Annotated in this window: 22 protein-coding genes; 18 read left to right on the top strand and 4 right to left on the bottom strand. The window is 61.3% G+C overall.

Annotated features, from left to right (window positions below; all coding sequences use genetic code 11):
* Positions 1 to 345: 345 nt before the first annotated feature.
* From glgP to galE, 3 genes are all read right to left on the bottom strand, one after another.
* The gene (glgP, locus tag GXM19_RS06975) at positions 346 to 2613 is read right to left on the bottom strand and encodes a glycogen/starch/alpha-glucan family phosphorylase (RefSeq protein WP_040359753.1); all 2268 of its coding nucleotides are present in this window, start codon (positions 2611 to 2613) and stop codon (positions 346 to 348) included.
* A gap of 128 nt (positions 2614 to 2741) precedes the next feature.
* Complete coding sequence (gene malQ / locus GXM19_RS06970; protein ID WP_239057606.1) at positions 2742 to 4259, bottom strand: 4-alpha-glucanotransferase; 1518 nt, start codon at positions 4257 to 4259, stop codon at positions 2742 to 2744.
* Positions 4260 to 4467: 208 nt separating this feature from the next.
* Positions 4468 to 5529, bottom strand: coding sequence for a UDP-glucose 4-epimerase GalE (galE, locus tag GXM19_RS06965; RefSeq protein ID WP_006235870.1), 1062 nt, complete (start codon positions 5527 to 5529; stop codon positions 4468 to 4470).
* A 266-nt stretch (positions 5530 to 5795) separates the two neighbouring features.
* Here galE and GXM19_RS06960 point away from each other — a divergent pair, with 266 nt between their 5' ends.
* On the top strand, positions 5796 to 7001 hold the full coding sequence (locus GXM19_RS06960) for a coiled-coil domain-containing protein (RefSeq protein WP_006235871.1): 1206 nt from the start codon (positions 5796 to 5798) through the stop codon (positions 6999 to 7001).
* 228 nt (positions 7002 to 7229) lie between these two features.
* Here the strand turns inward: GXM19_RS06960 and murB are convergent, their stop codons facing one another.
* Positions 7230 to 8192, bottom strand: coding sequence for a UDP-N-acetylmuramate dehydrogenase (gene murB, locus GXM19_RS06955; protein ID WP_006235872.1), 963 nt, complete (start codon positions 8190 to 8192; stop codon positions 7230 to 7232).
* A gap of 183 nt (positions 8193 to 8375) precedes the next feature.
* Here murB and GXM19_RS06950 point away from each other — a divergent pair, with 183 nt between their 5' ends.
* From GXM19_RS06950 to GXM19_RS06870, 17 genes are all read left to right on the top strand, one after another.
* A complete protein-coding gene (locus tag GXM19_RS06950; RefSeq protein ID WP_006235873.1) occupies positions 8376 to 9404 on the top strand; it encodes a LacI family DNA-binding transcriptional regulator in 1029 nt (342 codons plus the stop codon).
* Between the two features lie 268 nt (positions 9405 to 9672).
* Entirely contained in the window at positions 9673 to 10164 is a 492-nt protein-coding gene (locus GXM19_RS06945; RefSeq protein ID WP_040359756.1) for a hypothetical protein, read from the top strand.
* Positions 10165 to 10199: 35 nt separating this feature from the next.
* Positions 10200 to 10967: a GntR family transcriptional regulator gene (locus GXM19_RS06940; protein ID WP_006235875.1), complete on the top strand. Its 768-nt coding sequence runs from the start codon at positions 10200 to 10202 to the stop codon at positions 10965 to 10967.
* Positions 10952 to 11665 (top strand): GntR family transcriptional regulator, encoded by a 714-nt coding sequence (locus GXM19_RS06935; protein WP_006235877.1) that lies wholly within the window; start codon positions 10952 to 10954, stop codon positions 11663 to 11665. Before GXM19_RS06940 ends, GXM19_RS06935 begins: the two co-directional genes overlap by 16 nt.
* A 275-nt stretch (positions 11666 to 11940) precedes the next feature.
* A complete protein-coding gene (locus GXM19_RS06930; RefSeq protein ID WP_006235878.1) occupies positions 11941 to 13002 on the top strand; it encodes an SIS domain-containing protein in 1062 nt (353 codons plus the stop codon).
* Positions 13003 to 13023: 21 nt separating this feature from the next.
* Complete coding sequence (locus GXM19_RS06925; protein ID WP_006235880.1) at positions 13024 to 13443, top strand: PTS sugar transporter subunit IIA; 420 nt, start codon at positions 13024 to 13026, stop codon at positions 13441 to 13443.
* A gap of 57 nt (positions 13444 to 13500) precedes the next feature.
* Positions 13501 to 13983, top strand: coding sequence for a PTS sugar transporter subunit IIB (locus GXM19_RS06920; RefSeq protein ID WP_006235881.1), 483 nt, complete (start codon positions 13501 to 13503; stop codon positions 13981 to 13983).
* Between the two features lie 294 nt (positions 13984 to 14277).
* The gene (locus GXM19_RS06915; protein ID WP_006235882.1) at positions 14278 to 15051 is read left to right on the top strand and encodes a PTS mannose/fructose/sorbose/N-acetylgalactosamine transporter subunit IIC; all 774 of its coding nucleotides are present in this window, start codon (positions 14278 to 14280) and stop codon (positions 15049 to 15051) included.
* On the top strand, positions 15032 to 15865 hold the full coding sequence (locus GXM19_RS06910; RefSeq protein ID WP_006235883.1) for a PTS system mannose/fructose/sorbose family transporter subunit IID: 834 nt from the start codon (positions 15032 to 15034) through the stop codon (positions 15863 to 15865). Before GXM19_RS06915 ends, GXM19_RS06910 begins: the two co-directional genes overlap by 20 nt.
* 111 nt (positions 15866 to 15976) lie before the next feature.
* A complete protein-coding gene (locus GXM19_RS06905; protein WP_006235884.1) occupies positions 15977 to 16822 on the top strand; it encodes a sugar phosphate isomerase/epimerase family protein in 846 nt (281 codons plus the stop codon).
* A gap of 267 nt (positions 16823 to 17089) precedes the next feature.
* Positions 17090 to 18151 carry an SIS domain-containing protein gene (locus GXM19_RS06900; RefSeq protein WP_006235878.1) on the top strand — a complete coding sequence of 354 codons (1062 nt, stop codon included), beginning with the start codon at positions 17090 to 17092 and terminating at the stop codon, positions 18149 to 18151.
* Between the two features lie 262 nt (positions 18152 to 18413).
* Positions 18414 to 20129: an ATP phosphoribosyltransferase gene (gene hisG / locus GXM19_RS06895; RefSeq protein WP_006235885.1), complete on the top strand. Its 1716-nt coding sequence runs from the start codon at positions 18414 to 18416 to the stop codon at positions 20127 to 20129.
* 105 nt (positions 20130 to 20234) lie between these two features.
* Positions 20235 to 21671: a histidinol dehydrogenase gene (gene hisD / locus GXM19_RS06890; RefSeq protein ID WP_006235886.1), complete on the top strand. Its 1437-nt coding sequence runs from the start codon at positions 20235 to 20237 to the stop codon at positions 21669 to 21671.
* A 1-nt stretch (position 21672) separates the two neighbouring features.
* Entirely contained in the window at positions 21673 to 22788 is a 1116-nt protein-coding gene (gene hisC, locus GXM19_RS06885; RefSeq protein ID WP_040359758.1) for a histidinol-phosphate transaminase, read from the top strand.
* Entirely contained in the window at positions 22789 to 23376 is a 588-nt protein-coding gene (gene hisB / locus GXM19_RS06880) for an imidazoleglycerol-phosphate dehydratase HisB (RefSeq protein WP_006235888.1), read from the top strand.
* Positions 23377 to 23455: 79 nt separating this feature from the next.
* Positions 23456 to 24157, top strand: a complete 702-nt coding sequence (locus GXM19_RS06875) for an imidazole glycerol phosphate synthase subunit HisH (protein WP_040359809.1) — start codon at positions 23456 to 23458, stop codon at positions 24155 to 24157.
* The gene (locus tag GXM19_RS06870; protein WP_006235890.1) at positions 24154 to 24897 is read left to right on the top strand and encodes a 1-(5-phosphoribosyl)-5-[(5-phosphoribosylamino)methylideneamino]imidazole-4-carboxamide isomerase; all 744 of its coding nucleotides are present in this window, start codon (positions 24154 to 24156) and stop codon (positions 24895 to 24897) included. The genes GXM19_RS06875 and GXM19_RS06870 overlap by 4 nt, the downstream gene beginning before the upstream one ends.
* Positions 24898 to 24899 lie beyond the last annotated feature (2 nt).

Raw genomic sequence — 24899 nt, 5'->3', positions numbered from 1 at the left:
GTGTCGGGGCTGTCCATCGGCCAGTTTGTCTTGATTTGTAACAGGTAGGGCCGATTTCGGACGCTAGGTGTTACAGATCGAGACAGTTCCGCTGAGCTGACCATTTCATCTAAATCTGTAACACCAAAGGTGAATTTCAGCTGCTAGATGTTACAGATTGAGATAAACCCAAGGGGAGGGGCCGGTATGTCTCGATCTGTAACAGCTGGGACCGTTTTGGTTGAGTAGTTGTTACAGATTGAGATTGTTTGGTCGAGTCGGGTCACAGGGTAACGTACGGGCACAAAAAACGGAGCCGTGTTGCCACGACTCCGTTTCTCAAGAGGATGGGTAAGGGAAGCGAAATTAGTTCAGGTGCCAGATCTCGTCGTTGTACTGGGAGATGGTGCGGTCGGACGAGAAAGTGCCGGCGTTGGCGATATTGATGAGCGCCTTGCGCATCCAGGTGTCCTGGTCCTCATAGTCGGCCAGCACGCGCTCCTTGGTCTGGATGTACTCCTCGATGTCGAGCAGGGCCATAAACCAGTCCTTGCCCTTAATGTCATCGTGCAGGCGCTGCAGGCGCTCGGCATTGCCGGTCGCCATAAAGGCCGGGTTGGTGATGAAGTCCACCAGCAGTTTAATGCCGGGCTTGCGGTAGAGCGCCCCGGCGTTGTAGGTGCCGTCGGCGTAGAGCTGCTCGACCTGTTTGGACGAGGCACCAAAGGTATAGATGTTCTCGTCGCCCACGAGCTCGGCAATCTCCACGTTGGCGCCGTCAAGCGTGCACAGGGTTAGGGCGCCGTTGAGCATGAACTTCATGTTGGAGGTGCCGCTCGCCTCCTTGGAGGCCAGGCTGATCTGCTCGGAGATATCAGCGGCGGGGATCACGCGCTCGGCGGCGGTGACGTTGTAGTTCTCGATCATGACGACCTGCAGGTAGGGAGCCACGTCGGGGTCGTTTGCAATCCACTGCGACAGCGTCAAGATCAGATGGATGATGTCCTGCGCGATAGTGTAGGCAGGCGCCGCCTTGCCGCCAAAGATGATGGTGACGGGGTGCTTAGGTCTGTTGCCGTTCTTGATATCGAGGTACTTCCAGATGATGTAGAGCGCGAGCATCTGCTGACGCTTGTACTCGTGGATGCGCTTGACCTGGACGTCGATGATGGCGTTGGAGGGAATGGTCACGCCCTGCTCGAGCGCCATGAACTGGCGCATGATGGCCTTGGCCTCGACCTTGGTGGCGGCCAGGCGCTCAAGAACGTCCTTGTCGTCGGCGAAATTGGCGAGTTTGCTCAGATCGCCGGTGCTGCGCCAGTCGGTGCCGATCACATCGTCGAGCAGGCTGGCGAGCGCGGGGTTGGCCCCATGGACCCAGCGGCGGAAGGTGATGCCGTTGGTCTTGTTGGAGAACTTCTCGGGATAGATTTCGTAGAACGGATGAAGCTCGGTGTCCTCCAGGATCTTGGTGTGGAGGGCGGCTACGCCGTTGATGGAGAAGCCAAAGTGGATGTCCATGTGGGCCATGTGGACGGTATCGTGTTTGTCGATGATGGCGACGCGCGGGTCATCGTGCTCGGCCTTCGCGATCTCATCGAGCTTGACGATAATGTCGGCGATGGCAGGGGAGACCTTCTGTAGGCTGGCGAGCGGCCACTTCTCGAGCGCCTCGGCAAGAATCGTGTGGTTAGTGTAGGCGACCATGGAGCGTACGATGGTCACGGCCTCGTCAAACTCGATGCCATGCTCGGTGGTGAGCAAGCGAATGAGCTCGGGAATGACCATGGTGGGGTGCGTGTCGTTGATCTGGACAACGGCGTAATCGGCCAGATCGTGCAGGTTGCTGCCGCGCTCGACGGCCTCGTCGATCAGGAGCTGGGCGGCGTTGCTCACCATGAAGTACTCCTGATAGATGCGAAGTAGGCGGCCCTGCTCGTCGGAATCGTCGGGGTAGAGGAACAAGGTGAGGTTCTTGGCGATCTCGGTCTTGTCGAAGTCGATGGAACTGCCGGGGACCAGGCCGTCGTCGACGCTCGCCAGGTCGAACAGGCGCAGGCGGTTCTTGGTGGACTGGCCGTAACCGGGCACATCGATGTTGACGAGCTTGGAGGTAACGGCAAAATCGCCGAACTCGACGGTGTAGGAGTGGTCATCGTCGACTAGGATGTCCTGCTCACCGAGCCACTCGTCGGGGACGGCCTTCTGCTGGTTGTCGACAAAGCGCTGACGGAACAGACCGTAGTGATAGTTGAGGCCCACGCCATCGCCGGTCAAGCCCAGCGTGGCGATGGAATCCAGGAAGCATGCGGCCAAGCGGCCCAGGCCGCCGTTGCCGAGTGACGGCTCGACCTCGAATTCCTCGATCTTGTTGAGGTCGTGGCCTGCGGCGGTGAGCTGGTCCTTAACCTCGTCGTAGATGCCGAGGTCGATCATGTTGTTGATGAGCAGCTTGCCGATCAAAAATTCGGCGGAAATGTAATAGAGCTTTTTCTTGCCGTTGTTGAGCGGGCAGGTGGCAGAGCGCTCCTGCACGAGTTTGACCAGCAGCTTGTAAATGCGACGGTCGTCGAGCTGCTCGAGCGAGGTGCCAAAAGACTGCTCGGCGAGTTCCGTGAGGTTAATTTGGGGCATGTTTTCTCCTGTGATGGGTTGTTTCATGTCTGCAATTCATAAGAAGCCCGCGCGAGGGGATTGGGGTGGCCTCGCGCGGGAAAAGCAAGCGCGTCCGCACGGTGGGGAGGGGCCGGGCGCGGTAGCTCCTATTGAGGAAGCTCGATTTCGGCTTCCGACGGGATACGGAAGTAGGTCTCGGTCCAGTCGGTGAGTTTGTGCTCGAGCTCGCGGGTGATGGCGCCGTCGAGCATGCGCCAGGTCCAGTTGCCGCCCAGCGTGGCAGGGGTGTTGATGCGCGCCTCGTTGCCCAAGTTGAGCAGGTCCTGCATGGTGTAGATGCACGTGTCACTCACGCTGGCGGCGATGGTGCGATTGAGTGCATCTGCCATGGGTTCGCCGGCCTGCTGATGGGTGTACAGGGCTGCCTGCTCGCGTTGACGCGGGGTGGCCGTTCCCTCAAACCAACTGCGCGCCGTCTCGTTGTCGTGGGTGCCCACATAGGCGACGGTGTTGGCGATGTAGTTATGCGGCAGGTAGTACGAGTTGGTACCCTCAAAGGCAAACTGCAGGATCTTCATGCCGGGGAAGCCCGAGTTATCGCGCATGTCGATGACGCCGGGGGTGAGGAAGCCCAGGTCCTCGGCGATGATGGGCAGCGTGCCGAGCTTTTCCTCGAGCGTCTTGAAGAACTTGAGGCCGGGGCCCTGCGTCCACGAACCGTAGGACGAATCGGGCGAGGAGAACGGCACCTCCCAATAGGCCTCGAAGCCGCGGAAGTGATCCAGGCGGATGACGTCGTACATGTCGAGGGCGGCGCGAATGCGGCCCTCCCACCAGGAGAAGCCATCGGACTCCATAGCGTCCCAGTCGTAGATGGGGTTGCCCCAGTACTGGCCGGTGGCCGAGAACTGGTCGGGCGGCGTGCCGGCGACGCTCACGGGATTGCCGGCGGCGTCGATCTTAAAGAGCTCAGGCGTCGCCCACATCTCGACGGAGTCACGCGAGACATAGATGGGCAGGTCGCCGATGATGAGAATGTCGCGCTCGTTGGCATAGGCCTTGAGGCGGCTCCACTGGCGATCGAAGAAGTACTGCGTCATCTGGTGGTAGAGCATACGCGCCGGATGGTCGGCGCAGACCTTGGCGGAAGCCTCACCGCGGGTGCGGAGCTCCGCGGGCCACTCCCAAAACGCCTTGAGACCGCACTCCTCTTTGACGGTCATGAACTCACAGTAGGGGATGAGCCAGTCCTCGTTGGCTTGGATAAAGTCATCGAAATCGGCCGGCTTGTCGGCAGCAAAGCGCTCGGCGGCGCGGTCGAGAATCTGACGGCGGCCGCCAAAGATGGCACCGTAGTCGACGTTACTGGGGTCAGAACCCAGGTACACGCCATCGATATCGCGCTGCTCTAGATACCCTGCCTCGATAAGCTCGGCAAAGTCGATAAAGTTGGGGTTGCCTGCGCGGGCCGAGAACGACTGATAGGGCGAATCGCCATAGCTGGTCGTCGTAAGGGGCAGAATCTGCCAGTAATGTTGTTTGCACGAGGCGAGAAAATCGACGAAGTCGTAGGCATTCCAGCCAAAGCCGCCGATTCCGTATGGTCCGGGCAGAGATGAGACGGGCATGAGGACGCCGCTTGCACGCTCCATGAATGCGCTCACCAACCTTCTTGTTGTGGGGTCGGCCTGCCGATGGGTGTGCAGTCCGCCTCCGATGTTCTGATTCGATACGCCTATTGTAAAACATGTTGTTTAAACATGTACAGGCAAGATAAAAAAGTTGGTCGATTTTCGGCGAATGGTTACATGCCATGAAAAAGCCCCGACCTCACAACGTGAGATCGGGGCAAGAGCGGTATGTAGGTTTTTGCTACTCGGCGTCGGCGAAGCCGTTGGGGTTGTGGCTCTGCCAGTTCCAGCTATCGCGGCACATGTCCGCGATGTCGTACTGGGCCTTCCAGCCCATCATGCGCTCGGCCTTGGAGGCATCGCACCAGTTGGCAGCGATGTCGCCGGCGCGGCGCTCGCGGATCACGTAGGGCAGCTCCTTGCCACAAGCCTTGGAGAAGGCGGCGACGACCTCGAGTACCGAGGTGCCGGTGCCGGTGCCCAAGTTAAAGATCTCGACGCCGGTCTTGCCGTTCATCCAGTTAAGGGCGGCAACGTGACCAGAGGCCAGATCGCACACGTGGATGTAGTCGCGCACGCCGGTGCCGTCGGGGGTGGGGTAGTCGTTGCCAAAGACCTGAACGGCCTCGAGCTTGCCCACGGCGACCTGGGCGACATAGGGCACCAGGTTGTTGGGGATGCCCTTAGGGTCCTCGCCGATCAGGCCCGACGGATGAGCGCCGATGGGGTTGAAGTAACGGAGCAGCACGACGTCCCACTCGGGGTCGGCGGTGTGGACGTCCATAAGGATCTGCTCGATCATCCACTTGGTCCAACCATAGGGGTTGGTCGCGGGTTTCTTAGGATCCTCCTCGGTGACGGGCGGGTTGTCCGGGTCGCCGTAGACGGTCGAGGAGCTCGAGAAGATGATGGACTTGCAGCCATGGTTGCGCATGACGTCGATGAGCACCAGGGTGTTCTCGATGTTGTTGTGGTAGTACTCGACGGGCTTGCTCACCGACTCGCCGACGGCCTTAAAGCCGGCAAAGTGGATGACGCGGTCGATCTGATGGGTATCGAAGATTTTGTTCATCGCATCGCGGTCGAGCACGTTGGCCTCGTAGAAGGTGAGGTTCTTGGCGGCCTCGTCGCCCACGATGGTCTTGACGCGGTCGACGGCGACGGCGCTGGAGTTGGAGAGATCATCGACGATGACGACCTGATAGCCACCCTCGAGCAGCTGAACGACGGTGTGCGAGCCGATAAAGCCGGCGCCACCGGTAACGAGGACGCAGGTGTCTTTGGGGTCGAGTGCTTTGGACATGTAGTCTCCTATCGAATCAGGAACACTTCTTCAGGGGAGTATAGCGCAGGCAGGGACGCCCAAATCGTGCGCTGTAGGAAAAGTAGAGGACTGTGCTAACGTACTCATAGAAGAGCTTGCGTACGCATAACCTGATCTTTGGCATTTGCTTACGAGCCGCTGACCTTGTAGTTTCCTGCCGTTCGTGGAAATCGTTGGGACGCGCCATATGTACGCTAATATGTATGAGTTGAGCGACATATAAATAAGCATGTAACGGAGTACATATGTCACCAAACAGCGATTCCATCCTTTCCCAGGAGCTCTCGCGCCGCACTGCCCTCAAGGCCCTGTTCGGCGCCGCTTCTGCGGCAGTTCTTTTTGGCCTGCCCGCTCGCGCCCATGCGGCGGAGGCTTCCAAAGAAACCACCGATAAACTGAATGCCGCCCAGGCCCAGCTCGACGAGGTTCAGGCCCAGCTCGACAGCATCGCAAATGAGTATGCGGCGCTGGCCAACAAGAATGCCCAGACCCTCAACGACATCGAGAATGTCCAGGGCAAGATTGACGACACGCAGGCCCAGATCGATGAAAAGAAGGCCGAGCTCAAGAAGAAGCGCAACGACCTTTCCGATCGCGTGGCCGCCAGCTACAAGTCCGGCGGCACGAACATCCTGTCGCTGCTGCTGGCCTCTGGCTCGTTTGAGGAACTCGTCGCCAACGCGCATTACGTTGAGAAGATCAACAAGAGCGACCGCGACGCCATCGAGGACATTCAGACCATCCAGGAAGAGCTCGATGCGCAAAAGACCGAGCTTGAGTCGCAGAAAGCCGACTTAGAGAAGCTCAAGGACCAGCAGACTGCTCAGATGCAGGACATGCAGGCCAAGCAGCAAGAAGTCCAGACCGTGCTGAACGGTCTTTCCGACGACGTCAAGGAGCTCATGGCTCAGCGCGATTCCGAGATCCTCGCTGCCGCCCAGGCTGAGGAGGCTGCCAGGAAGGCCGCCGCTGCCGCTGCCGCCGCGAACAAGAACAATTCCTATTCGGGTGGTTCAAGCTCGGGTGGCGGATCGTATGCGCCCGGAACCCCGCAACAGAATGCCGGCTCGGGCAAACAGCAGGCCGTCGTCAACGCGTGCTACTCCACGCCTTCGCCGGGTCAGAACTGGTGTGCGGCGTGGGTTACCAATGTCTTCCGTAACGCCGGCGTTGGCTACTTTGGCGGTAACGCGTGCGATATGTTTAACGCATGGTGCTATAGCTCCGACCGCTCGGCGCTGCAGGTGGGCATGATCGTGGCCGATTCCTCGCACAGCGGCACGGGTGCTCCGGGCCTTATCTACGGTCATGTGGGTATCTACGTTGGCGGCGGCATCGTTATGAGCAACGAGGGTGCCATTACGTCTAAGTCGCTCGATTCGTTTATTAGCTTCTATGGCACTGGCTCTGGCGTGCGTTGGGGCTGGCTTGGCGGTATTGCGCTGTCGTAGCTGCGGTTTGAAGTAAGTTGGTCCGGGACCGCGGGCGAGGCATAAGGTTGCCTGCTCTACAGTCCTGCGCAAGACGAAGGCCACATTAAGTGGCCTTCTTTGCGTGCGGAACTCGCGACCAACCTTATGCCTCGCCCGCGGTCCCGGACCTTCCGGGTTCGGGGCGCGACACACCGGACTGGGTTATCTGAATAAATATGGCGAAGGCCCCTTTCGGGGCCTTCTTTGTTAAAGGAATTCGCCTACTCGGTGGACTTCGGGTTCTAGGTCTACGTTGAATTGGTCTTTGACGGTTGCCTGGATGTGGCGGATGAGTTCGTCGACATCGGCGGCGGTGGCGTGGTCGGCGTTGACGATGAAGCCGCAGTGCTTCTCGCTCACCTGCGCGCCGCCAACGGCGTGTCCTCGCAGGCCGGCATCCATGATGAGTTTGCCGGCAAAGTAACCCTCGGGGCGCTTGAAAGTGGAGCCAGCACTCGGCATGTCGAGCGGCTGCTTGTCCTCGCGGCGCTGGCGGTAGTCGTCCATGTCGGCCTTGATCATCGCGGCGTTGCCCGGGGTGAGATTGAAAGTGGCCGAAAGCACGATGAAACCGTCGTCGGCAATGCGGCTCTTGCGATAGCCCAGGTTGAGTTCGTCGACATCGAACTCGATGATGTTGCCGCTGCCGCGGGTGCCGTCGTCGAGCTGGCGAGCGGGTTTGTAGACGCGCACGTACTCCAGCACATCGGCCATGCAGGCGCCGTATGCTCCGGCGTTCATGTAGCAGGCACCGCCGACCGATCCGGGAATGCCCGAGATGGGCTCCATGCCGGTGAGACAGGCCTCGGCTGCCGCGGCTGCGACATCGGAAAGCAGCGCGCCGGCTGCCGCCGTGACGTGCGTGCCGTCGATCGTAATGTCGGAGAGGCCTTCGCCCAGCGCCACGACGACGCCGCGGATGCCCTTGTCGCCGACGAGTAGGTCGGAGCCGTTGCCCACGATGGTGAGGGGCAGATCGCAGCGATAGCAGGTATCGAGCGTGGCGACGAGGCCCTGCTCGGTATCGGGCGTGACAAAGACGTCGGCCGGGCCGCCGATCTTAAACGTGGTGTGCTCGCGCATGGGCTCGCTCATCAGTACGTTGTCCTCGCCGGCAACGCCAGCAAGCGCGCACAGCAGGTCCTCGTTAAAAAAGTCGTTCTCGTGCATACGAATATCCGCCTTTTGGTGGTCGTTGTCATCAATCGATTGCAATATACCCCACCCGGACGGATTTGGTGCGCTGGCGGCGATAAAACAGCCGTCTACCGGATTGGTAAAGTGTTTATCACCGAGGTAGAGGGGTAGTCGCTATACTTTCAAGAGATTGCGCGTAAACCCGGAAGGAGCGAGATGGCCAACAAAGTCACCCTCAAGCAGATCGCCCAGGAGGTGGGGCTTTCCCCCTCGTCGGTCTCGCTTGTGCTCAATAATCGGCCCTGTCGCATCTCGGAAGAAAACCGCAAGCTCATCAAGGAGGTCGCGGCGCGCAACCACTATGTTCCCAACCAGATCGCGCGCAGCCTGGTCATGCGCGAGTCGCGCACCCTGGGCCTTATCGTCCCTAACATCGAGAGCCGCTTTTTTGCCTCGCTCGCCGGTAGCCTGGAAAAGCGCTGCCGCGAGGACGGCTATGCGCTCTTCATTACCAGCTCGGGCGGAAGCGCCGATGACGATCTGGAGCTGCTGCGCCAGCTGGTGACGCGCGGCGTTGATGGCGTCTTCCTGGTCGTAGGCGACGAGTTCTCCGACGACCGCGCCCTGCGCGAAGAAGTCAGCCATCTGCCTATCCCTGCCGTGATGGTCGACCGTGCCATTGAGGGGCTCGAGTGCGACAAGGTGATGTTCGACCACGAGATGGGTGGCTACATGGCCACTCGCTATCTGATCGAGCAGGGCCACCGTCGCATTGCCTGCTTGGTTAACGCGCGCCGTTCCAATACGGGGCGTAAGCGACTTGCCGGCTATGAGCGCGCGCTGCGCGAGGTTGGCCTGCCTATCGACGCACGTTTGGAGTTTGAGAGCGAGTACTACATTCCGAGTGCCTATGAGGCCTCGGAGGCGGTGCTCGCAACTGATGCCACCGCTGTGTTCGCAAGCTCGGATAACATTGCCCTCGGTCTGCTCAAGCGCTTACACGAGATGGGGAAGAGCATTCCGGGCGACATCTCGGTGGTGAGTTACGACAACTCGGCCGCCGACGTTCTCTTTGAGCCGGCGCTGACCGCCATTGAGCAGGATCCTGGTGTCCTTGCGGAGCATGCTTTTGGCTGCATGTCCAAGCGTCTTGCCGGTAGGGGCGGCAGGCGTGCCGAAGAGGTCGTCCTGGAGCCGGCGCTTATCGTTAAGGGCAGCGTGCTCGAACTTACCGAATGTAGCTAAGCGTACTTGAATGTAGCTAAGCGTACTTGTTTGTTTGCATAGATTGCATGCGGAGTGTCCGCTATTTGCCGGCGGGGCCGGGGTGCCTGCCTTGTTTTGAGAAGTTCGCGGAGCCCACTTCTCAAAACAAGGCAGGCACCCCGGCCCTCGTCCGTTAACTCTTCCGCTGGGCGAGCCTTAGACGCCGCGCACCGATAGGGTAAGGCAGCGGCTTGAAATTGGTGCTATATTCAGCTTGAGTTGTTTAATGCTAGTACGGGAGGCTGATATGGGGCTGTTCAAGAAGAAAAACCCGCAGGATGCCTTTGATCCCGATGTGTTTACCATCACGGATACGATTTTGGACCCGCCGCGGTTTACATTTTTGCCGGCCATCTACCAGGATGCCACGCGCCGCAAGTGGGCCGTGCATCAGCGCGGCGGCGAGCCGAAGATCTTTGACTATGCGGACGTGCTGCAGTGCGAGATTGTCGAGACCGGAAATCCCGAGGATGTGCCGGAGGTTAGCAAGCGCGAACTAGCTCAGCAGATTTTGATTAATCCAGCTCAGGCTACCAAAAACAACGCTGCCAAGCGTAATATATGCCTTGGTATGGGTGTCATCGTTGCCGTGCAAACCGGCGAGGATGAGATTTCGAAGCTTGAGATTCCGGTGACCGCGGGCGAAGTCAAGCGAGACTCCGGCCTATATCGATCGTATCGGAACGTTGCGGAGCAGATCAAAGAAGCCTTCGACGCCATGGGGCGTCCGGAGCAATGATGCCCGCAGCATCAAGCGGTTGAGGAGCCTTGCCCATGTCGAGTGAACCATATGCGATTCCGCCCAAAGATCGCGCCTTTGAGGGCATTCTTTGGTATATCAAACATTATGACCTGCAGGGTGGTGACCGGCTGCCCGCCGAGCGTGTGCTCTGTGAAGAGCTGGGCGTGTCGCGCACGGCGTTGCGCGCTGCGATCACGCGTCTTATTTCGTGCGGAACTTTGGAAAGCCGTCGCGGTTCGGGCACCTATGTGTGTCCTCCCAAACCGCTGAATATCTTTCAGGAAACATGGAACTATACGCAGGCGGTGGAGAGGGTTGGTTCAAAGTCGACCGCACGCCTGGTTTGGTCCAAGGTCGTGTACGCCGATATCGATCTGGCCCAAAAAGCCCAGATCGACCTGGGCATGCCGCTCTTCTGCATTCGGCGCGTGCGCGTGGTTAATGGTTCCCCGGCGTCGATTGAGACGGCTCACGTCAATCTGTCTTTGTGCCCCTCGCTTCCCGATCACGATTTTGAGCAGGAAAGCCTCTACGACGTTTTGCTCAAAGAGGGGAATGTCCATGTGGCGCACGGCAAGGAGCATATTTCCATCAGCCGTCTGAACGCCGACGAGGCCAAGTTGCTGGGTGCTCAGGAGGGCACGCCGGTGTTTTACAAGGCTTCGCACGAGCGTGACGAGAACGATGGCTTTGTCGAGTATTGCAAGTCCGTGATTCTGCCGACCAAGTATCGTTTTGCCGATAACGGCGAGGCAGACGGCGTTGCGACGAAGGTGGGTGTCGAATGGCTGATGCAGTAGAAGACTTGCCGGTTTACAAACAAATTCGCCGCTGCATTGCGGAGCGAATCGAGCGCGGCGACTACCCGACGGGCTCGATGATTCCGTCCGAAAACGAGCTGGCCGAGGAGTTTGGCACGACACGCTTGACAATCCGAAGCGCCATGGACGAGCTGGTCAAAAGTGGCCAGATCCGTCGCGTGCAGGGCAAAGGCGCCTTTGTGGGACACAAGTGGTTTGACGAGCACGAACGCAAGGGCGGCTTCCGCCAGTCGGTTTTGGCATCGGGCGCGACGCCGTCGGTGCGCATCCTGGCGCGCTCCAAACGCTACGCCGGCCCGTATTATGCCGACTTGTTTGGCATCGCCGAGGACGATCTGCTTTACTCGGTGCGCCGCCTCAACTGCATCGATGGTGAGCCCGTATCGATCGAGATGACACTGATTCCGTGCCTGCTGTTTCCGGGCATCGAAGACGTGGACATTTCGGTCTTCAGCCTGTTCGAGACCTACGATATGTTGGGACGCAAGCCAGATCAGTCGGTAGAGAAACTCGATATCGAGGCGCTGGGCGCACGCGATGCGAGTTTGCTCAATCTTGAACCGGGCGATCTGGCGCTCGTGCTGGAAGGCCTGACCTATGACTCGAGTGGGCAGGCAATCGAGCATGCCAAGTCTTTTACCCGCGGCGACGCCGGCGGATATACCTACAACTATTAGCGTCTAGGGCGTCCCTGCGCATGGCGGGGGCGCTCGTTTTTACGGATATATGTCGCTTGACCGATGAGCGGCAAAAACTGACCGTCTACCGAGAGGGGAGGATGAAATCATAAAATCGGTATTAAAAACGGCTAACCTGTAATCGTTCACTGGTATTAAGAACCTTTGAATTGTTGAGCTTGGGGCCAAGATGTCCACAAGGTTAAGCGGTGCGACGGGGCGGCAAGCCTGTTCATTCCGTGCGACAATTCAAACTGCTCGTGAAAGGAGCGGGAATGAAGGAGACCGAGAAGATCGAGATCATGCACTTCGACCAGGAGGGCTACCTCGAGGACGGCAGGAACGTCTACGAGGCCGGCAAGAAGATGACCGCCCTGGCCGACCGCGTGCACGAGGAGGGCTACGACGCCGTCTTCCTGATGGGCGTCGGCGGCACCTGGGACGAGTTCATGCAGCTCGAGTACCTCATGAACAAGTTCGGCGACCGCGACCTCGAGGTCTACCTGATCCACGCCGCCGAGTGGAACGTCATGGGCCACAAGCGCATGACCGACAAATCCGTCGTGCTGACCGCCTCCGAGTCCGGCACCACCCCCGAGGTGCTCGAGGCCGTCGGCAAGATGAGGGAGATGGGCGTGCGCGTCTTCGCCATGACCAACCCCGAGGGCAAGATCGGGCAGGCCGTGGGCGCCGAGAACTGCGTCATGATGGCCTCCGACCACGGCGCCGGCGGCTGCGAGAAGGGCTACTACCTCGCCGACTGCTTCGGCCTGCGCCTGCTCAACCGCCGCGGCTGCTTCCCCAAGTTCGACCTGTTCATCGAGCAGACGAAGGACGTCTGGAAGGACATGCTCGACATCCGCAAGCGCTTCGAGCCGCGCGCCGAGGAGCTCGCCAGGAAGTACGCGCTGGCCGACTACACCATGTTCATCGGCTCGGGCGCGCTGTGGGGCGAGACCATCCTGTACTCCATGTGCCTGCTCGAGGAGATGCAGTGGAAGCGCATCCGCCACATCACCTCGCACGACTTCTTCCACGGCACGCTCGAGCTGCTCGAGCCCGGCGTCCCGGTGTTCCTGTTCATGGGAGAGGACGAGTGCCGCGCCCTCGACGAGCGCGTCCGCGCCTTCCTCACCAGCGGCGTGACCGGCGACGAGGACTACGTCATCATCGACACCGCCGAGTACGCGATCCCGGGCCTGGACGACGACTTCCGCGTCATCGTGTCCCCCTGGATCCTGTCCGTGCTGACCACCGACCGCCTCGCGCGCAACTACGAGCTGGTCACCAAGCACAACCTCAAGTACCGCCGCTACTACCACCAGTTCGACTACTAATTTCATTTGGGGGAAACCGCAATGAGGCAATACATCTTCGCCAGCCACGCGCATTTTGCGACCGGCATCAAGGAGAGCACCGAGCTGCTCTCGGGCGCGCGCGATAACGTCCACGACCTGTCGATGTTTGTCGACGGCCGCACCGACGTCGCCGAGGAGGCCGCCAAGCTCCTGGCGACCTTCGACCCCGCCGACGACGTAATCGTGTGCACCGACCTGTTTGGCGGCAGCGTCAACAACGAGTTCACCAAGATCGTCCAGACGCGCCCCAACACCTACCTGGTTGCCAACATGAATCTGCCGCTGCTGATCCAGCTGCTCTTTTCGGACCAGGAGGCTCCCGCCGATCAGGTTATCCGCGAGATCCTCGCGGCTGACGACACGCGCGTCAAGTTTGTCAACGACCTGCTGACCGATGCGGATGACGAGGAAGAGTTCTAGTCACCGCCTGCTATTAATGGGGCCGGGTTTCCGGCATGAGACCTTTGGGGGTCAATCATGATTCAACTGCTTCGCGTCGACCATCGTCTGCTTCATGGCCAGGTGGCCGTCTCTTGGGTCCAGGGCTTGGGCTCTGACTGCATCTTCTGCGTTGGCGACAAGGTTGCCAACGATCCCGTCTGGAAGACTACGCTCAAGATGGGAAAGCCGGCCAACGTCAAGCTCGTCATCAAGGACATGGAGCACGCCATCGAGGCCATCAACTCCGGTGTTACCGATAAGTACAAGATGATCATCTGCGTCGCCAGCATCGCCGAGGCCAAGCAGCTTGTCGACGGCTGCCCGCAGATCACCTCCATCAACCTGGGCAACACCAAGTCCAAGGACGAGCAGCGTCCCGATGCCCGTAAGATCTCCCGCCAGATCTTTGTGACTGCTACCGAGGAAGAGGACATTCGTGAGCTCGTCGGCCGCGGTGTCGAGGTCGAGATTCGCGCTCTGGCCGACGACCCCAAGGTCGATGCCCTAAGCGCCCTCTAATTGGGAACCACGGGCGGCGCGCACGGCGCCGCCCCTATTCGTGGGCGTACCGGATAAACGCTTTACCCGTTACCCCCATCTACCGTTCACCGGGAGTACACGCCCGTTGAGCGATTGGTATTAAATAGTTTTCTCATGACTATATAATTGGTATCAAATCATTTGCACCGGTTTAGGTGTTAACAGCACACCGGTACAAGCTGGATCTGTCTAGGCGATTGTCGGCATGGAAAAGGGCGCGCTGACAAGTCGGGAATCGCCGCGCGGATCCAAGAGGGATCAAAGGGAGGAACAATGCTTGTTCAAGCGATCCTCATCGGACTTATCGCTGCCTTCGGTAAGCTCGATTATCAGCTCGGTACGCTCTATGCGTTCCGCCCGATCGTTCTGTGCCCGCTCGTCGGCATAGTCCTCGGGGACCTGCAGTCCGGCCTCGCCATCGGTGCGAGCCTCGAGCTGCTCTTCATGGGTTCAATCTCCATCGGCGCTTACGTGCCGCCCGATGAGTGTATTGGCGGTGTGCTCGCCTGCGCCTTCGCTATTCAGCTGGGTCAGAGCACCGAGGCCGCTATCGCGCTCGCGATGCCCATCGCCACTCTGTGCTTGGCCATTAAGAACGTCGTCAACGCCGGTATGCCCCTTCTGGTCGACCGTGCCGACGTCTTTGCCAGCAAGGGTAACCTCAAGGGTATCTACGCTATGCACTGGATTATCGGTCTCGTGATTGTCGTCCTGGCCTTTATCCTGTGCTCGGTCTCCTTCTATCTGGGTGCCGACGCCGTTCAGGGCCTGCTCGACTTCATCCCGACGTTCGTCCTCGATGGCTTTGGCGTCGCAGCCAACATCCTGCCTGCCATGGGCTTCGCCATGCTCGGCCGTCTGGTGCTTACCAAGCAGCTCGTGCCGTTCTACTTCCTGGGCTTCCTGCTGTGCTCCTATGCCAACGTGCCCGTCCTCGGCGTCGCCCTGATCGCAATCATCATCGGCATCGACAAGTACGACCTGCTGGGCCTTGGTGGCGCCCAGTCCCAGCTTTCTGTGGAAGGGGATGAGGACGATGACTTCTAATTCCGAGAACCAGATTACTCGCTCCGACCTCATTAAGAGCGCCGTGAACACCGGCGCCCTGGGCATGGAATTCTCCTGGACCTACTACAAGCAGATGAACATTGCCTTCTGCCTGATGGTCGCCAACATGCTCAAGAAGATCTATGCCGGCCGTCCCGATGATTACGCCGAGGCCTTGCACCGTCACAGCGCATTCTTCAACATCACCCCGCAGCTCGCTCCCTTCGTGGGTGGCATCGCGATGGCCATGGAAGAAAAGGTCGCTCGTGGCGAGGTTGAGCCCGAGAGCGTCAACGACATCAAGGCCGCCCTCATGGGTCCGCTTTCCGGCCTGGGTGACTCCTTCTTCCTGTCCACCCTGCGCGTCGTCGCCGCTGCCGTGGGCATCAGCCTGTGCCAGGCCGGCAACGTCTTTGGCCCCATCGCCTTCCTGCTCGTCTACAACATCCCGGCGTTCCTGATTCGTATCTTTGGCGCTATCAAGGGTTATGAGCTAGGCATTGGCTTCCTCGACGAGGCTCAGAAGACCGGCCTGATGCAAAAGATCATGGCCTGCGTCGGCATTGTCGGCGTCATGGTCGTCGGCGCCATGAGCAAGGACATGTTCTGGGCTTCGTTGCCCATCGCCATTGGTCAGGGCGACTCCGCCCAGACTCTCCAGGACATCCTGGACGGCATCATGCCCGGTATGCTCGGTATGGCCGCCTTCTGGCTCTACTACTGGCTGCTCTCCAAGAAGATCAACCCGATGGTCCTGATCCTCTGCACCATGGTCGTGGGCATCATCGGCGCTTACTTTGGCGTGCTTGCCTAATATGTTCGAATCGCGCTTCCATCGCGTCTAACGGTTGCGTCGATCTTTGGGGGCTTGTCGCATCTGCGGCGGCCCCCTGTTTTTTAAAACTCCGTACGAAAGGGGAGGGCTATGGTCGTACCCGAGCTTTCGCTCATGAACATCAACCATCGTTACTACAGCATCGAGACGTTTTTTAAGGCTGCAGGTGAGGCCGGCTATCGCAATATCGAGCTGTGGACCGGCTCGATGCACCTGTATGTGGATTGCCATGAGCACGATTCGGTGGATAAGATTCGCGATCTTGCCGCCCAATACGGTATCAAGATCGTGTGCGTGTGCCCCGAGCAGAACAACCCCAAGCCGTGGAACGTCGCGGTGCGCGGTGAGGCGGGCCAAAAACGCATCCTCTCGTACTTTAAGAATGTGATCGACGTTGCCGTTGAGTTGGGCGTGCCGCAGATTCTGGTGACGAGTGGTTGGGCCTATCTGGACGAGCCGGCTGAGGACGCCTGGGCCCGCAGCGTTGCCATGCTGCGCTCGGTGTGCGCCTACGCCGATACGCGCGGTATTCGCGTCGCGCTCGAGGCCCTGCAGCCGTCGGAGTCCGTGTTGGTCAACACCGCACAGGATGTCGCGCGCATCCTCGAGGCGGTCGATCGTCCCAACCTGAAGGCCTGTATCGACTTTGGCGCCATGGAAGTTGCCGGCGACACGATCGACGGCTACTTTGAGGTTTTGGGCGACAAGATCGTTCACACCCACTTTGTAGATGTGGGCGGCGGCACGACGCATCTTGCCTGGGGCGACGGCGAGCGTGATATGCGTGCCGACCTCGAGGCACTCATGCGCCACGGCTATACGGGCTATGTCTCGGCCGAGACGTGTGATGGCCGCTACTATCAGGATCCGTCCAAGGCGACGACTCAGGTTATCGAGATGTATCGCCGTGTGACAGCGGAGATGGAAGCCGAATAACTAAACTGCGCGGTTGCGCCGGAAACGCTTGGGCGGGTCTGGCGCAACGCTTTTATAGCTGGCGAGTTGTGGGGAACCCGTTGGCAGTAGCGCTCGAAATAGACAACTATTGGCGTTGTAATACCACTCGGGCGAGGAAACCGACCGTTCGCCGCAAATCTCCGTGAGTTTGGATTGGTATTAAATAACAAGCAATCGTATGGCTATAATTGGTATCAGCAAGAAGCGCGATGTATAGAATTGCGCACATGTGATGGGAGGACACACATGAAGGAGACCGAGAAGATCGAGATCATGCACTTCGACCAGGAGGGCTACCTCGAGGACGGCAGGAACGTCTACGAGGCCGGCAAGAAGATGACCGCCCTGGCCGACCGCGTGCACGAGGAGGGCTACGACGCCGTCTTCCTGATGGGCGTCGGCGGCACCTGGGACGAGTTCATGCAGCTCGAGTACCTCATGAACAAGTTCGGCGACCGCGACCTCGAGGTCTACCTGATCCACGCCGCCGAGTGGAACGTCATGGGCCACAAGCGCATGACCGACAAATCCGTCGTGCTGACCGCCTCCGAGTCCGGCACCACCCCCGAGGTGCTCGAGGCCGTCGGCAAGATGAGGGAGATGGGCGTGCGCGTCTTCGCCATGACCAACCCCGAGGGCAAGATCGGGCAGGCCGTGGGCGCCGAGAACTGCGTCATGATGGCCTCCGACCACGGCGCCGGCGGCTGCGAGAAGGGCTACTACCTCGCCGACTGCTTCGGCCTGCGCCTGCTCAACCGCCGCGGCTGCTTCCCCAAGTTCGACCTGTTCATCGAGCAGACGAAGGACGTCTGGAAGGACATGCTCGACATCCGCAAGCGCTTCGAGCCGCGCGCCGAGGAGCTCGCCAGGAAGTACGCGCTGGCCGACTACACCATGTTCATCGGCTCGGGCGCGCTGTGGGGCGAGACCATCCTGTACTCCATGTGCCTGCTCGAGGAGATGCAGTGGAAGCGCATCCGCCACATCACCTCGCACGACTTCTTCCACGGCACGCTCGAGCTGCTCGAGCCCGGCGTCCCGGTGTTCCTGTTCATGGGAGAGGACGAGTGCCGCGCCCTCGACGAGCGCGTCCGCGCCTTCCTCACCAGCGGCGTGACCGGCGACGAGGACTACGTCATCATCGACACCGCCGAGTACGCGATCCCGGGCCTGGACGACGACTTCCGCGTCATCGTGTCCCCCTGGATCCTGTCCGTGCTGACCACCGACCGCCTCGCGCGCAACTACGAGCTGGTCACCAAGCACAACCTCAAGTACCGCCGCTACTACCACCAGTTCGACTACTAAGAGCTGGTCACGGGTCCGATATCTTGGCTGGTTGATATCTCGACCCTGCACAAGGGCGTCCGCATTTGCGCGGGCGCCCTTTTTGCGTTGCGACAAGAGACTGCTGCTAACCGCTCGCCCTATGTTTCCAAATGAATACGGTGTGAGCCGAGGAGGACGATTCTCCCCGCAAACACTCTAGTATGCTAAAGTACCCAGAAGACCGGCGGAGCTATGCCGGTCTTCTGTTCCATACGAAACACAGCATGAGGAGGCTCACCAGATGACGGCCACACCGTGGGGATTCCGGGACATATTGCCCGAGGAGGCTCAGGCGCGCGAGGAGATTGCGCTGACGGTGAAGGGCTGCTTCAGGGAGCATCATTACCTTCCGGTCGAGACGCCGCTGCTCGAGGACAAGGGTTCGCTCGAGGAAGGCGGCCGCATTGCGGACACGCCGTTTAAGCTCTTTGACGATGACGGCCGCCTGCTGGTGGTCCGTTCCGACAACACATTGCCGATCGTGCGTCTGGTTTCGACCCGCATGCGCGCGGCCGACCTGCCCCTACGCCTTCGCTACGAGGCGCCGGTGGTTCGCGAGTGTCAGCGCAATGCCGGTGGCTCGCGCCAGTTTACACAGCTGGGCTTTGAGCTTATCGGTGCGGGCGATACCGCGGGCGATGTCGAGATCGTCTCGCTCGTGGCCGAGGCGGTGCGCAAGCTGGCACTTCCCGATGCGCACATTATCGCGGGTAGCGTGCGTCCGTTTAAGGAGCTGCTCGCGGCGTGTGAGGATCGCGAGCTGGCCGCTGAGGCCCTGCGCTGCGTGCACGCCAACGACTTTGTGGGCCTCGATGCCCGCGTGGCGGCAAGCACCGAGTCCGATGCCGTCAAGGCCGCCATTAGCGAGCTGCCGCGTTTGCACGGCGGTGCCGAGGTGCTCGACCGCGTGGACGCGCTGCTGGAGACCGCCGGTGTTGTCGCGCCGCTGACGCGCGAGCTGCGTGCCCTGGTCGAGGGCCTGGCACCCGAGGACGCCCAGGTGCTGTCATTCGACTTCTCCATCATGAACTCTTTCGATTACTACACGGGCCTGGTCTTTAAGGCCTATGCCGGCGGCCTGCCCGATCCGGTGGGCTCGGGCGGTCGCTACGACTCCATCTTTACCGGCGCATTTGGCGACGGTATCGAGGTGCCGGCGGCGGGCTTCGCCTTTTCGCTCGAGCGCCTGGAGGCCGCGCGCACCTCGGCCGAGGATGCCGCTTCCGATGGCGACCACGCCGTGGGCCGTGGCGCCGAGGGCCCGCTGCGCATTGCCGTGCCCAAGGGCTCGCTTAAGGCCGACACGCTCGACGTGCTTGAGATCGCGGGCCTGGACGTCTCCGAGCTGCGTGACCCCGGCCGTCACCTGATCGTGCGCGGCCGCGACACGCGTGCCGGCGAGGGCGCGGTCGGCGATATCGAGTTTGTCATCGTGCGTCCCAGCGATGCGCCTGCCTTTGTGGGCTGCGGTGGTGCCGATTGCGGCATCTGCGGTTGGGACTCGCTCATCGAGGCAGACCTCAACCTGCTGCAGCTGGTCGACCTGGGCTATGGCCTGTGCACCTTTATCGAGGCGGAGCCCGCATGGCGCGCCGGTCAGGCCGAGCGCAACTATACTCGCCGCGGGTCGCTTCGCGTGGCCACCAAGTATCCGCGCATCGCGGGTGCATGGTATGCCGAGCGCGGCGTGAACGCCGACATCGTTTCGCTGCACGGCAACATCGAGTTGGGCCCCATCGTCGGCATGACTGATCGCATCGTGGATATTACTGCCACGGGCGCCACGCTGCGCGACAACGACCTGGTCATCACCGGTCGCATTATGGACTGTACGGCCCGCTTCTTCGTCAACCCGGGTGCTGCGCGCCTGGATCCGCGCGTGCGTAATCTGGCAGATCGCTTGGCAGCGGCCGTGAAGGACAAGCATTTTGAGCCCGTTGCGGGCTCGGCACAATAGCGCGAGCACGCACGGGCGTCCCAACGTCTGGGCTGCGGGCCGATTGGCGCCGCCGCCCGGCCTCTCGTTTTTCGAACTCAACCTCGACCGATAGGGGATTCCGATATGAAGACCATCAAGCTTGCTCCCGGTGAGCGCCTCGTTACCAACCAGCTCAACCGCAAGGGTGTGCTGCCGCAAAGCATCGTCGACGCCGCCCGCGATATCGTGGCTAACGTGCGCGCCAACGGCGATGCCGCGGTGCGCGATTACTGTCAGCGTTTTGACGGTGTCGAGCTGCAGAGCTTCCGTCTGCCGCAAGAGCAGGTCGATGCCGCGCTCGAAGGCCTCGATCCGGCCTTTGTCGCCGCGCTCGAGAAGGCCGCGCGCCAGATTCGTGAGTTCCACCAGCGCGAGGTCGAGCAGAGCTGGTTTACCACGCGCCCGGACGGCACGATGCTCGGCGTTAAAGTGACCCCGCTCGCGGCGGCCGGCATCTACGTGCCGGGCGGTCGCGCACAGTATCCCTCCACGGTGCTTATGAATGCCATTCCCGCCAAGGTCGCCGGCGTTAAGCGCGTGGTCATGGTGACCCCGCCGCAAAAAGACGGCCTGATCAGCCCCTACACGCTCGCCGCGGCAAAGCTCGGCGGCGTGGACGAAATTTATATGGTGGGCGGCGCCCAGGCCGTGGCCGCGCTGGCATACGGTACCGAGACCATTCCGCGCGTCGACAAAATCACCGGCCCGGGTAACGCCTTTGTTGCGGCGGCCAAGCAGATTGTCTCGGGCGATGTGGGAATCGACATGGTCGCCGGCCCGTCCGAGGTCTGCGTGCTGGCCGATGCTACGGCCAAGCCCATGGTGGTCGCGGCAGACCTGATGGCTCAGGCCGAGCACGATCCGCTGGCAGCCTGCTATTTGGTGACCTGCGACGAGCAGTTTGCGCGCGAGGTCGAGGCGGGTATCGATATTCTGGTGGCGCAGTCCCCGCGTGCCGAGATCACGCGTGCCTCGCTCGATAACGAGGGCACCATCGTGGTGGCCGCCGATATGGCTGCCGCTGTCGAGGCGGTGAACACCGTGGCGCCCGAGCACCTTGAGCTGCACTGTAAGGATGCGATGGGCCTGCTCGGCGGCATTCGCAACGCCGGCGCCATCTTTGTGGGCGCGTGGAGCTCCGAGCCGCTCGGCGATTACGTTGCCGGCCCGAACCACACGCTGCCGACCGGCGGTACGGCCATGTTCTCCAACCCGCTTTCGGTCGAAGAGTTCGTTAAGCGCTCGAGTGTCATTTGTTATACACCCGAGGGCCTGCTCTCCGACGCTCCCGCGACGCAGCGCCTGGCCGAGGCCGAGGGCCTGTGGGCGCACGCGCTTTCCGCCGCTTTGCGTCGCCGCGTGTTGGAGCAGGGCGAGGATGCCGTGAGCGCTGCGTCGCTGGCTGCGGCCGACCTGACCAAGGTCGCCTGGCCGGGTGATACGACCGTGACGGTCGCCGAGGGCGTGGACCTGGCGGCTGCAGGCTCGGATGGCGCTGGCGCGACCGGCGAGGAGGCTTAACATGGCCGAACTCACGCCGCGCATGAAGGAGCTCGTCCAGCCCTACTTGGCCGGTATTGAGCCCTACGATCCCAACTTTACGCCCACGCGCATCAATCTTTCGGCCAACGAGAACACCTATCCCGTGCCCGCTGGCGTGCGCGAGGCGATCGACGCGGCCTTGGCTGCCACACCGCTCAACCGCTATCCCGATCCCATGTCCAACGAGCTGCGCGACGAGCTGGCTGCTTGGCATGGCGTGACGCGCGAGAATACTTGCGTGGGAAACGGCGGCGACGAGCTGCTCTATAACTACCTGCTGGCGTTTGGCGGCGCGGGACGGACCCTGCTCAACTGCCCGCCGTGCTTTAGCGAGTATGCGTTCTTTGCATCGCTCTGTCAGACCGAGGTGCGCGACGTGTGGCGCGACCCGGCGAGCTTTGAGCTCGACCAGGCAGCCGTGCTTGCCGCGGCGCCGGAGTGCAGCCTGGCCATCGTGACTTCGCCCAACAACCCCACGGGCGACGTGGCACCGCTCGACTTTGTCGCGGCCCTGTGCGATGCGTGCCCCGGCATGGTCATGGTCGACGAGGCCTACGTTGAGTTTGCGGACGATTCGTTTGGCGCGGCTACCACGGCGCAGGGGCTTATCGCCGAGCATCCCAACCTGGTGATTCTGCATACGCTGTCCAAGGCGTTTGGCGCCGCCGGCACGCGTCTGGGCTATGTGATCGCGGCGCCCGAGGTCATCGATGCGTTTGCGGCGATTCGCCAGATCTACTCGGTTAACGTGCTGAGCCAGGCCGCCGCGCTTGCCTGCGTGCGTGCCCGCGATGCCTACGCACCCGTGGTGGCACAGGTTGCATCCGAGCGGGAGCGCGAACTGTGTGCCCTGCACGCAATGGCTGCCGAGGGTCTGCCCGTGGAGGCGTGGCCGAGCGCGGCGAACTTTGTGCTCGTGCGCACGCCGCATGCCACGCACGTGCGCGAGCGTCTGCGCGACGAGTATTCGATTTTGGTGCGCGACTTTAGCTACGCGCCGGGGCTCGCGGACTGCCTACGCATTACCGTGGGTACCCCGCAGGAAAACGACGAGGTGCTGGCTGCGTTTGCCGCGCTGGTGAAGGAGGAGATGTAGATGGACCGCTATGCCGAGGTGACCCGCAAGACGGGCGAGACCGACATTGTCGTAAAGCTCGACCTGGACGGAAGCGGCGTGTGCGATATCTCGACCGGCGTGCCGTTTTTCGACCACATGCTCAACGCTTTTGGCCGCCATGGTCTGTTCGATCTGACGGTGCACGCGGTGGGCGACGTGGAGGTCGATGCGCACCACACCGTCGAGGACGCGGGTATTGTGCTGGGCGAGGCGTTTTGCCAGGCGCTGGGCGACAAGGCGGGCATTACGCGCTTTGCCGACGCGGCGATCGCCATGGACGAGACACTTGTGATGGCTGCTGTTGATATTTCGGGCCGCGGGCAGGCCTACTGCGAGCTGCCCGTGCCGACCGAGCGCGTGGGCAGCTTCGATACCGAGCTGGCCGTCGAGTTCTTCTACGCCTTTGCGCGTGACGCCAAGCTCACGCTGCACGTGCGCGAGCTGGCGGGCAGCAACTCGCATCACATTATCGAGGCTGCCTTTAAGGCCGTGGGCCGCACGATGCGCCACGCCTGCGAGCTCGATCCCCGCGTGCAGGGCATCCCCAGCACCAAGGGATCGCTGTAACCGTTACAAGGGTAAAACCACCACAAAGGGGACAGGCACCTTTGTGGTGGTTTTGGATGATGAGAAGTGGAGGGGTCGCGTGGGCGAACCGAAGATCGTGGTGGTCGACTACCACAAGGGCAACTTGTCGAGCGTTGTGCGCGGGCTTGCGCGCGCCGGTGCCGTCGCCTGCACGTCGGACGACCCAGAGCAGATCCGTAACGCCGACGGCTTGGTCATCCCGGGCGTGGGCGCGTTCTATGACGCGATCGCCTTTATGCGCCAGAGCGGCGAGGCCGACGCGGTGCTCGATGCCGTCGCCGCCGGAACTCCGCTACTCGGTATCTGCCTGGGCCTTCAGCTATTTTTTGAGCGCGGCAACGAGGGCGTGCCTGCGGACGAGGGCGCGGTTGCCGATGGCAACACCCCCGAGCAGGCTGGCGGTCCCTGGGTCGATGGCCTGGGTATTATGCGTGGCTCGTGCACGCGCTTGAAATCGAGTCGCCTGAAGGTGCCGCACGTGGGCTGGGACCAGGTGCACATGACGCCCGCCGGTGCGGCCGATCCGCTGCTTACTGGTTTTGCCGAGGGTGCCAACATGTACTTCACCCACAGCTACGCGGTGGCCGACGATGCCGATGCCGCCGATGTGCTGGCGCGCACGCACTATACGCGGAGCTTCCCGTGCATCGTGCGCCACGGCAACGTGTGGGGCTGCCAGTTCCATCCCGAGAAATCCTCCGCGCTGGGTCAGCGCATCCTTAAGAACTTCGTGAGCATCGTCGAGGGGGCCGGCCGATGATTCTGTTTCCCGCAATCGATTTGATCGGCGGCAAGGTTGTGCGCCTGGAGCGCGGCGACCGGAGCCGCTGCAAGGTATATTCCGACGACCCCGTTGCCGTTGCCCGCTCGTTTGCCGAGCAGGGCGCAAGCTGGGTGCACGTCGTAGACCTGTCTTCTGCCTTTGGCGAGGACGAGGACACGTGCGCTGCCAACTCGGCGGCGATAAAGGCTATCTGCGGCGTCGACGGCCTGTCTGTGGACGTGGGCGGCGGCGTCCGCTCGCTCGCGCGCATCGACGAGCTGGCCGGCTATGGTGCTCGCCGTATTGCGCTGGGCACCGTGCTGGTGACCGAGCCGGGTTTTGCCGAAGTGGCAGCCCAAGGCTTTGGCGAGTTGCTGGTGGCAGACATTGCCGCGCGCGACGGTCAGGTCAAGGTGAATGGCTGGCGTGACGGTGCGGGTGTGGCGCTCGACGACGCCGTGGCGCAGCTTTCCGAGCTGGGTTTTAAGCATCTGGTGTATACCGACATCGCGCGCGACGGCATGCAGACGGGCATCGACGTAGCGGCGTATCGCCATGTGGCCGAGGTCGCGGGCTTTCCCGTCGTGGCTTCGGGCGGCATCTCGGCGCTCGACGACATCCGCGCACTGGCCGCGGTGGGTGAGGGCGCGATTGAAGGTGCCATTACCGGTCGTGCGCTCTACGAGGGCAACTTTACGTTGGCCCAGGCGCTGGCCGCCGCTCGAGGGGAGGAATAGCC

This window comes from Collinsella aerofaciens ATCC 25986 (assembly GCF_010509075.1).
Classification (GTDB): Bacteria; Actinomycetota; Coriobacteriia; order Coriobacteriales; family Coriobacteriaceae; genus Collinsella; species Collinsella aerofaciens.
The sequence above is the reverse complement of the archived record's forward strand: the minus strand, read 5'-3'. Positions and strand labels throughout refer to the sequence as shown.

Excerpts from the sequence above, each read along its gene's own strand:
- hisB (WP_006235888.1), top strand. The coding sequence starts at position 22,789 with ATGGACCGCTATGCCGAGGTGACCCGCAAGACGGGCGAGACCGACATT.
- GXM19_RS06925 (WP_006235880.1), top strand. The coding sequence starts at position 13,024 with ATGAGGCAATACATCTTCGCCAGCCACGCGCATTTTGCGACCGGCATC.
- hisC (WP_040359758.1), top strand. The coding sequence starts at position 21,673 with ATGGCCGAACTCACGCCGCGCATGAAGGAGCTCGTCCAGCCCTACTTG.
- hisG (WP_006235885.1), top strand. The coding sequence starts at position 18,414 with ATGACGGCCACACCGTGGGGATTCCGGGACATATTGCCCGAGGAGGCT.
- GXM19_RS06905 (WP_006235884.1), top strand. The coding sequence starts at position 15,977 with ATGGTCGTACCCGAGCTTTCGCTCATGAACATCAACCATCGTTACTAC.
- GXM19_RS06950 (WP_006235873.1), top strand. The coding sequence starts at position 8,376 with ATGGCCAACAAAGTCACCCTCAAGCAGATCGCCCAGGAGGTGGGGCTT.
- GXM19_RS06930 (WP_006235878.1), top strand. The coding sequence starts at position 11,941 with ATGAAGGAGACCGAGAAGATCGAGATCATGCACTTCGACCAGGAGGGC.
- GXM19_RS06920 (WP_006235881.1), top strand. The coding sequence starts at position 13,501 with ATGATTCAACTGCTTCGCGTCGACCATCGTCTGCTTCATGGCCAGGTG.
- GXM19_RS06915 (WP_006235882.1), top strand. The coding sequence starts at position 14,278 with ATGCTTGTTCAAGCGATCCTCATCGGACTTATCGCTGCCTTCGGTAAG.
- GXM19_RS06870 (WP_006235890.1), top strand. The coding sequence starts at position 24,154 with ATGATTCTGTTTCCCGCAATCGATTTGATCGGCGGCAAGGTTGTGCGC.
- GXM19_RS06935 (WP_006235877.1), top strand. The coding sequence starts at position 10,952 with ATGGCTGATGCAGTAGAAGACTTGCCGGTTTACAAACAAATTCGCCGC.
- GXM19_RS06945 (WP_040359756.1), top strand. The coding sequence starts at position 9,673 with ATGGGGCTGTTCAAGAAGAAAAACCCGCAGGATGCCTTTGATCCCGAT.
- GXM19_RS06940 (WP_006235875.1), top strand. The coding sequence starts at position 10,200 with ATGTCGAGTGAACCATATGCGATTCCGCCCAAAGATCGCGCCTTTGAG.
- GXM19_RS06960 (WP_006235871.1), top strand. The coding sequence starts at position 5,796 with ATGTCACCAAACAGCGATTCCATCCTTTCCCAGGAGCTCTCGCGCCGC.
- hisD (WP_006235886.1), top strand. The coding sequence starts at position 20,235 with ATGAAGACCATCAAGCTTGCTCCCGGTGAGCGCCTCGTTACCAACCAG.
- GXM19_RS06910 (WP_006235883.1), top strand. The coding sequence starts at position 15,032 with ATGAGGACGATGACTTCTAATTCCGAGAACCAGATTACTCGCTCCGAC.
- glgP (WP_040359753.1), bottom strand. The coding sequence starts at position 2,613 with ATGCCCCAAATTAACCTCACGGAACTCGCCGAGCAGTCTTTTGGCACC.
- GXM19_RS06900 (WP_006235878.1), top strand. The coding sequence starts at position 17,090 with ATGAAGGAGACCGAGAAGATCGAGATCATGCACTTCGACCAGGAGGGC.
- galE (WP_006235870.1), bottom strand. The coding sequence starts at position 5,529 with ATGTCCAAAGCACTCGACCCCAAAGACACCTGCGTCCTCGTTACCGGT.
- murB (WP_006235872.1), bottom strand. The coding sequence starts at position 8,192 with ATGCACGAGAACGACTTTTTTAACGAGGACCTGCTGTGCGCGCTTGCT.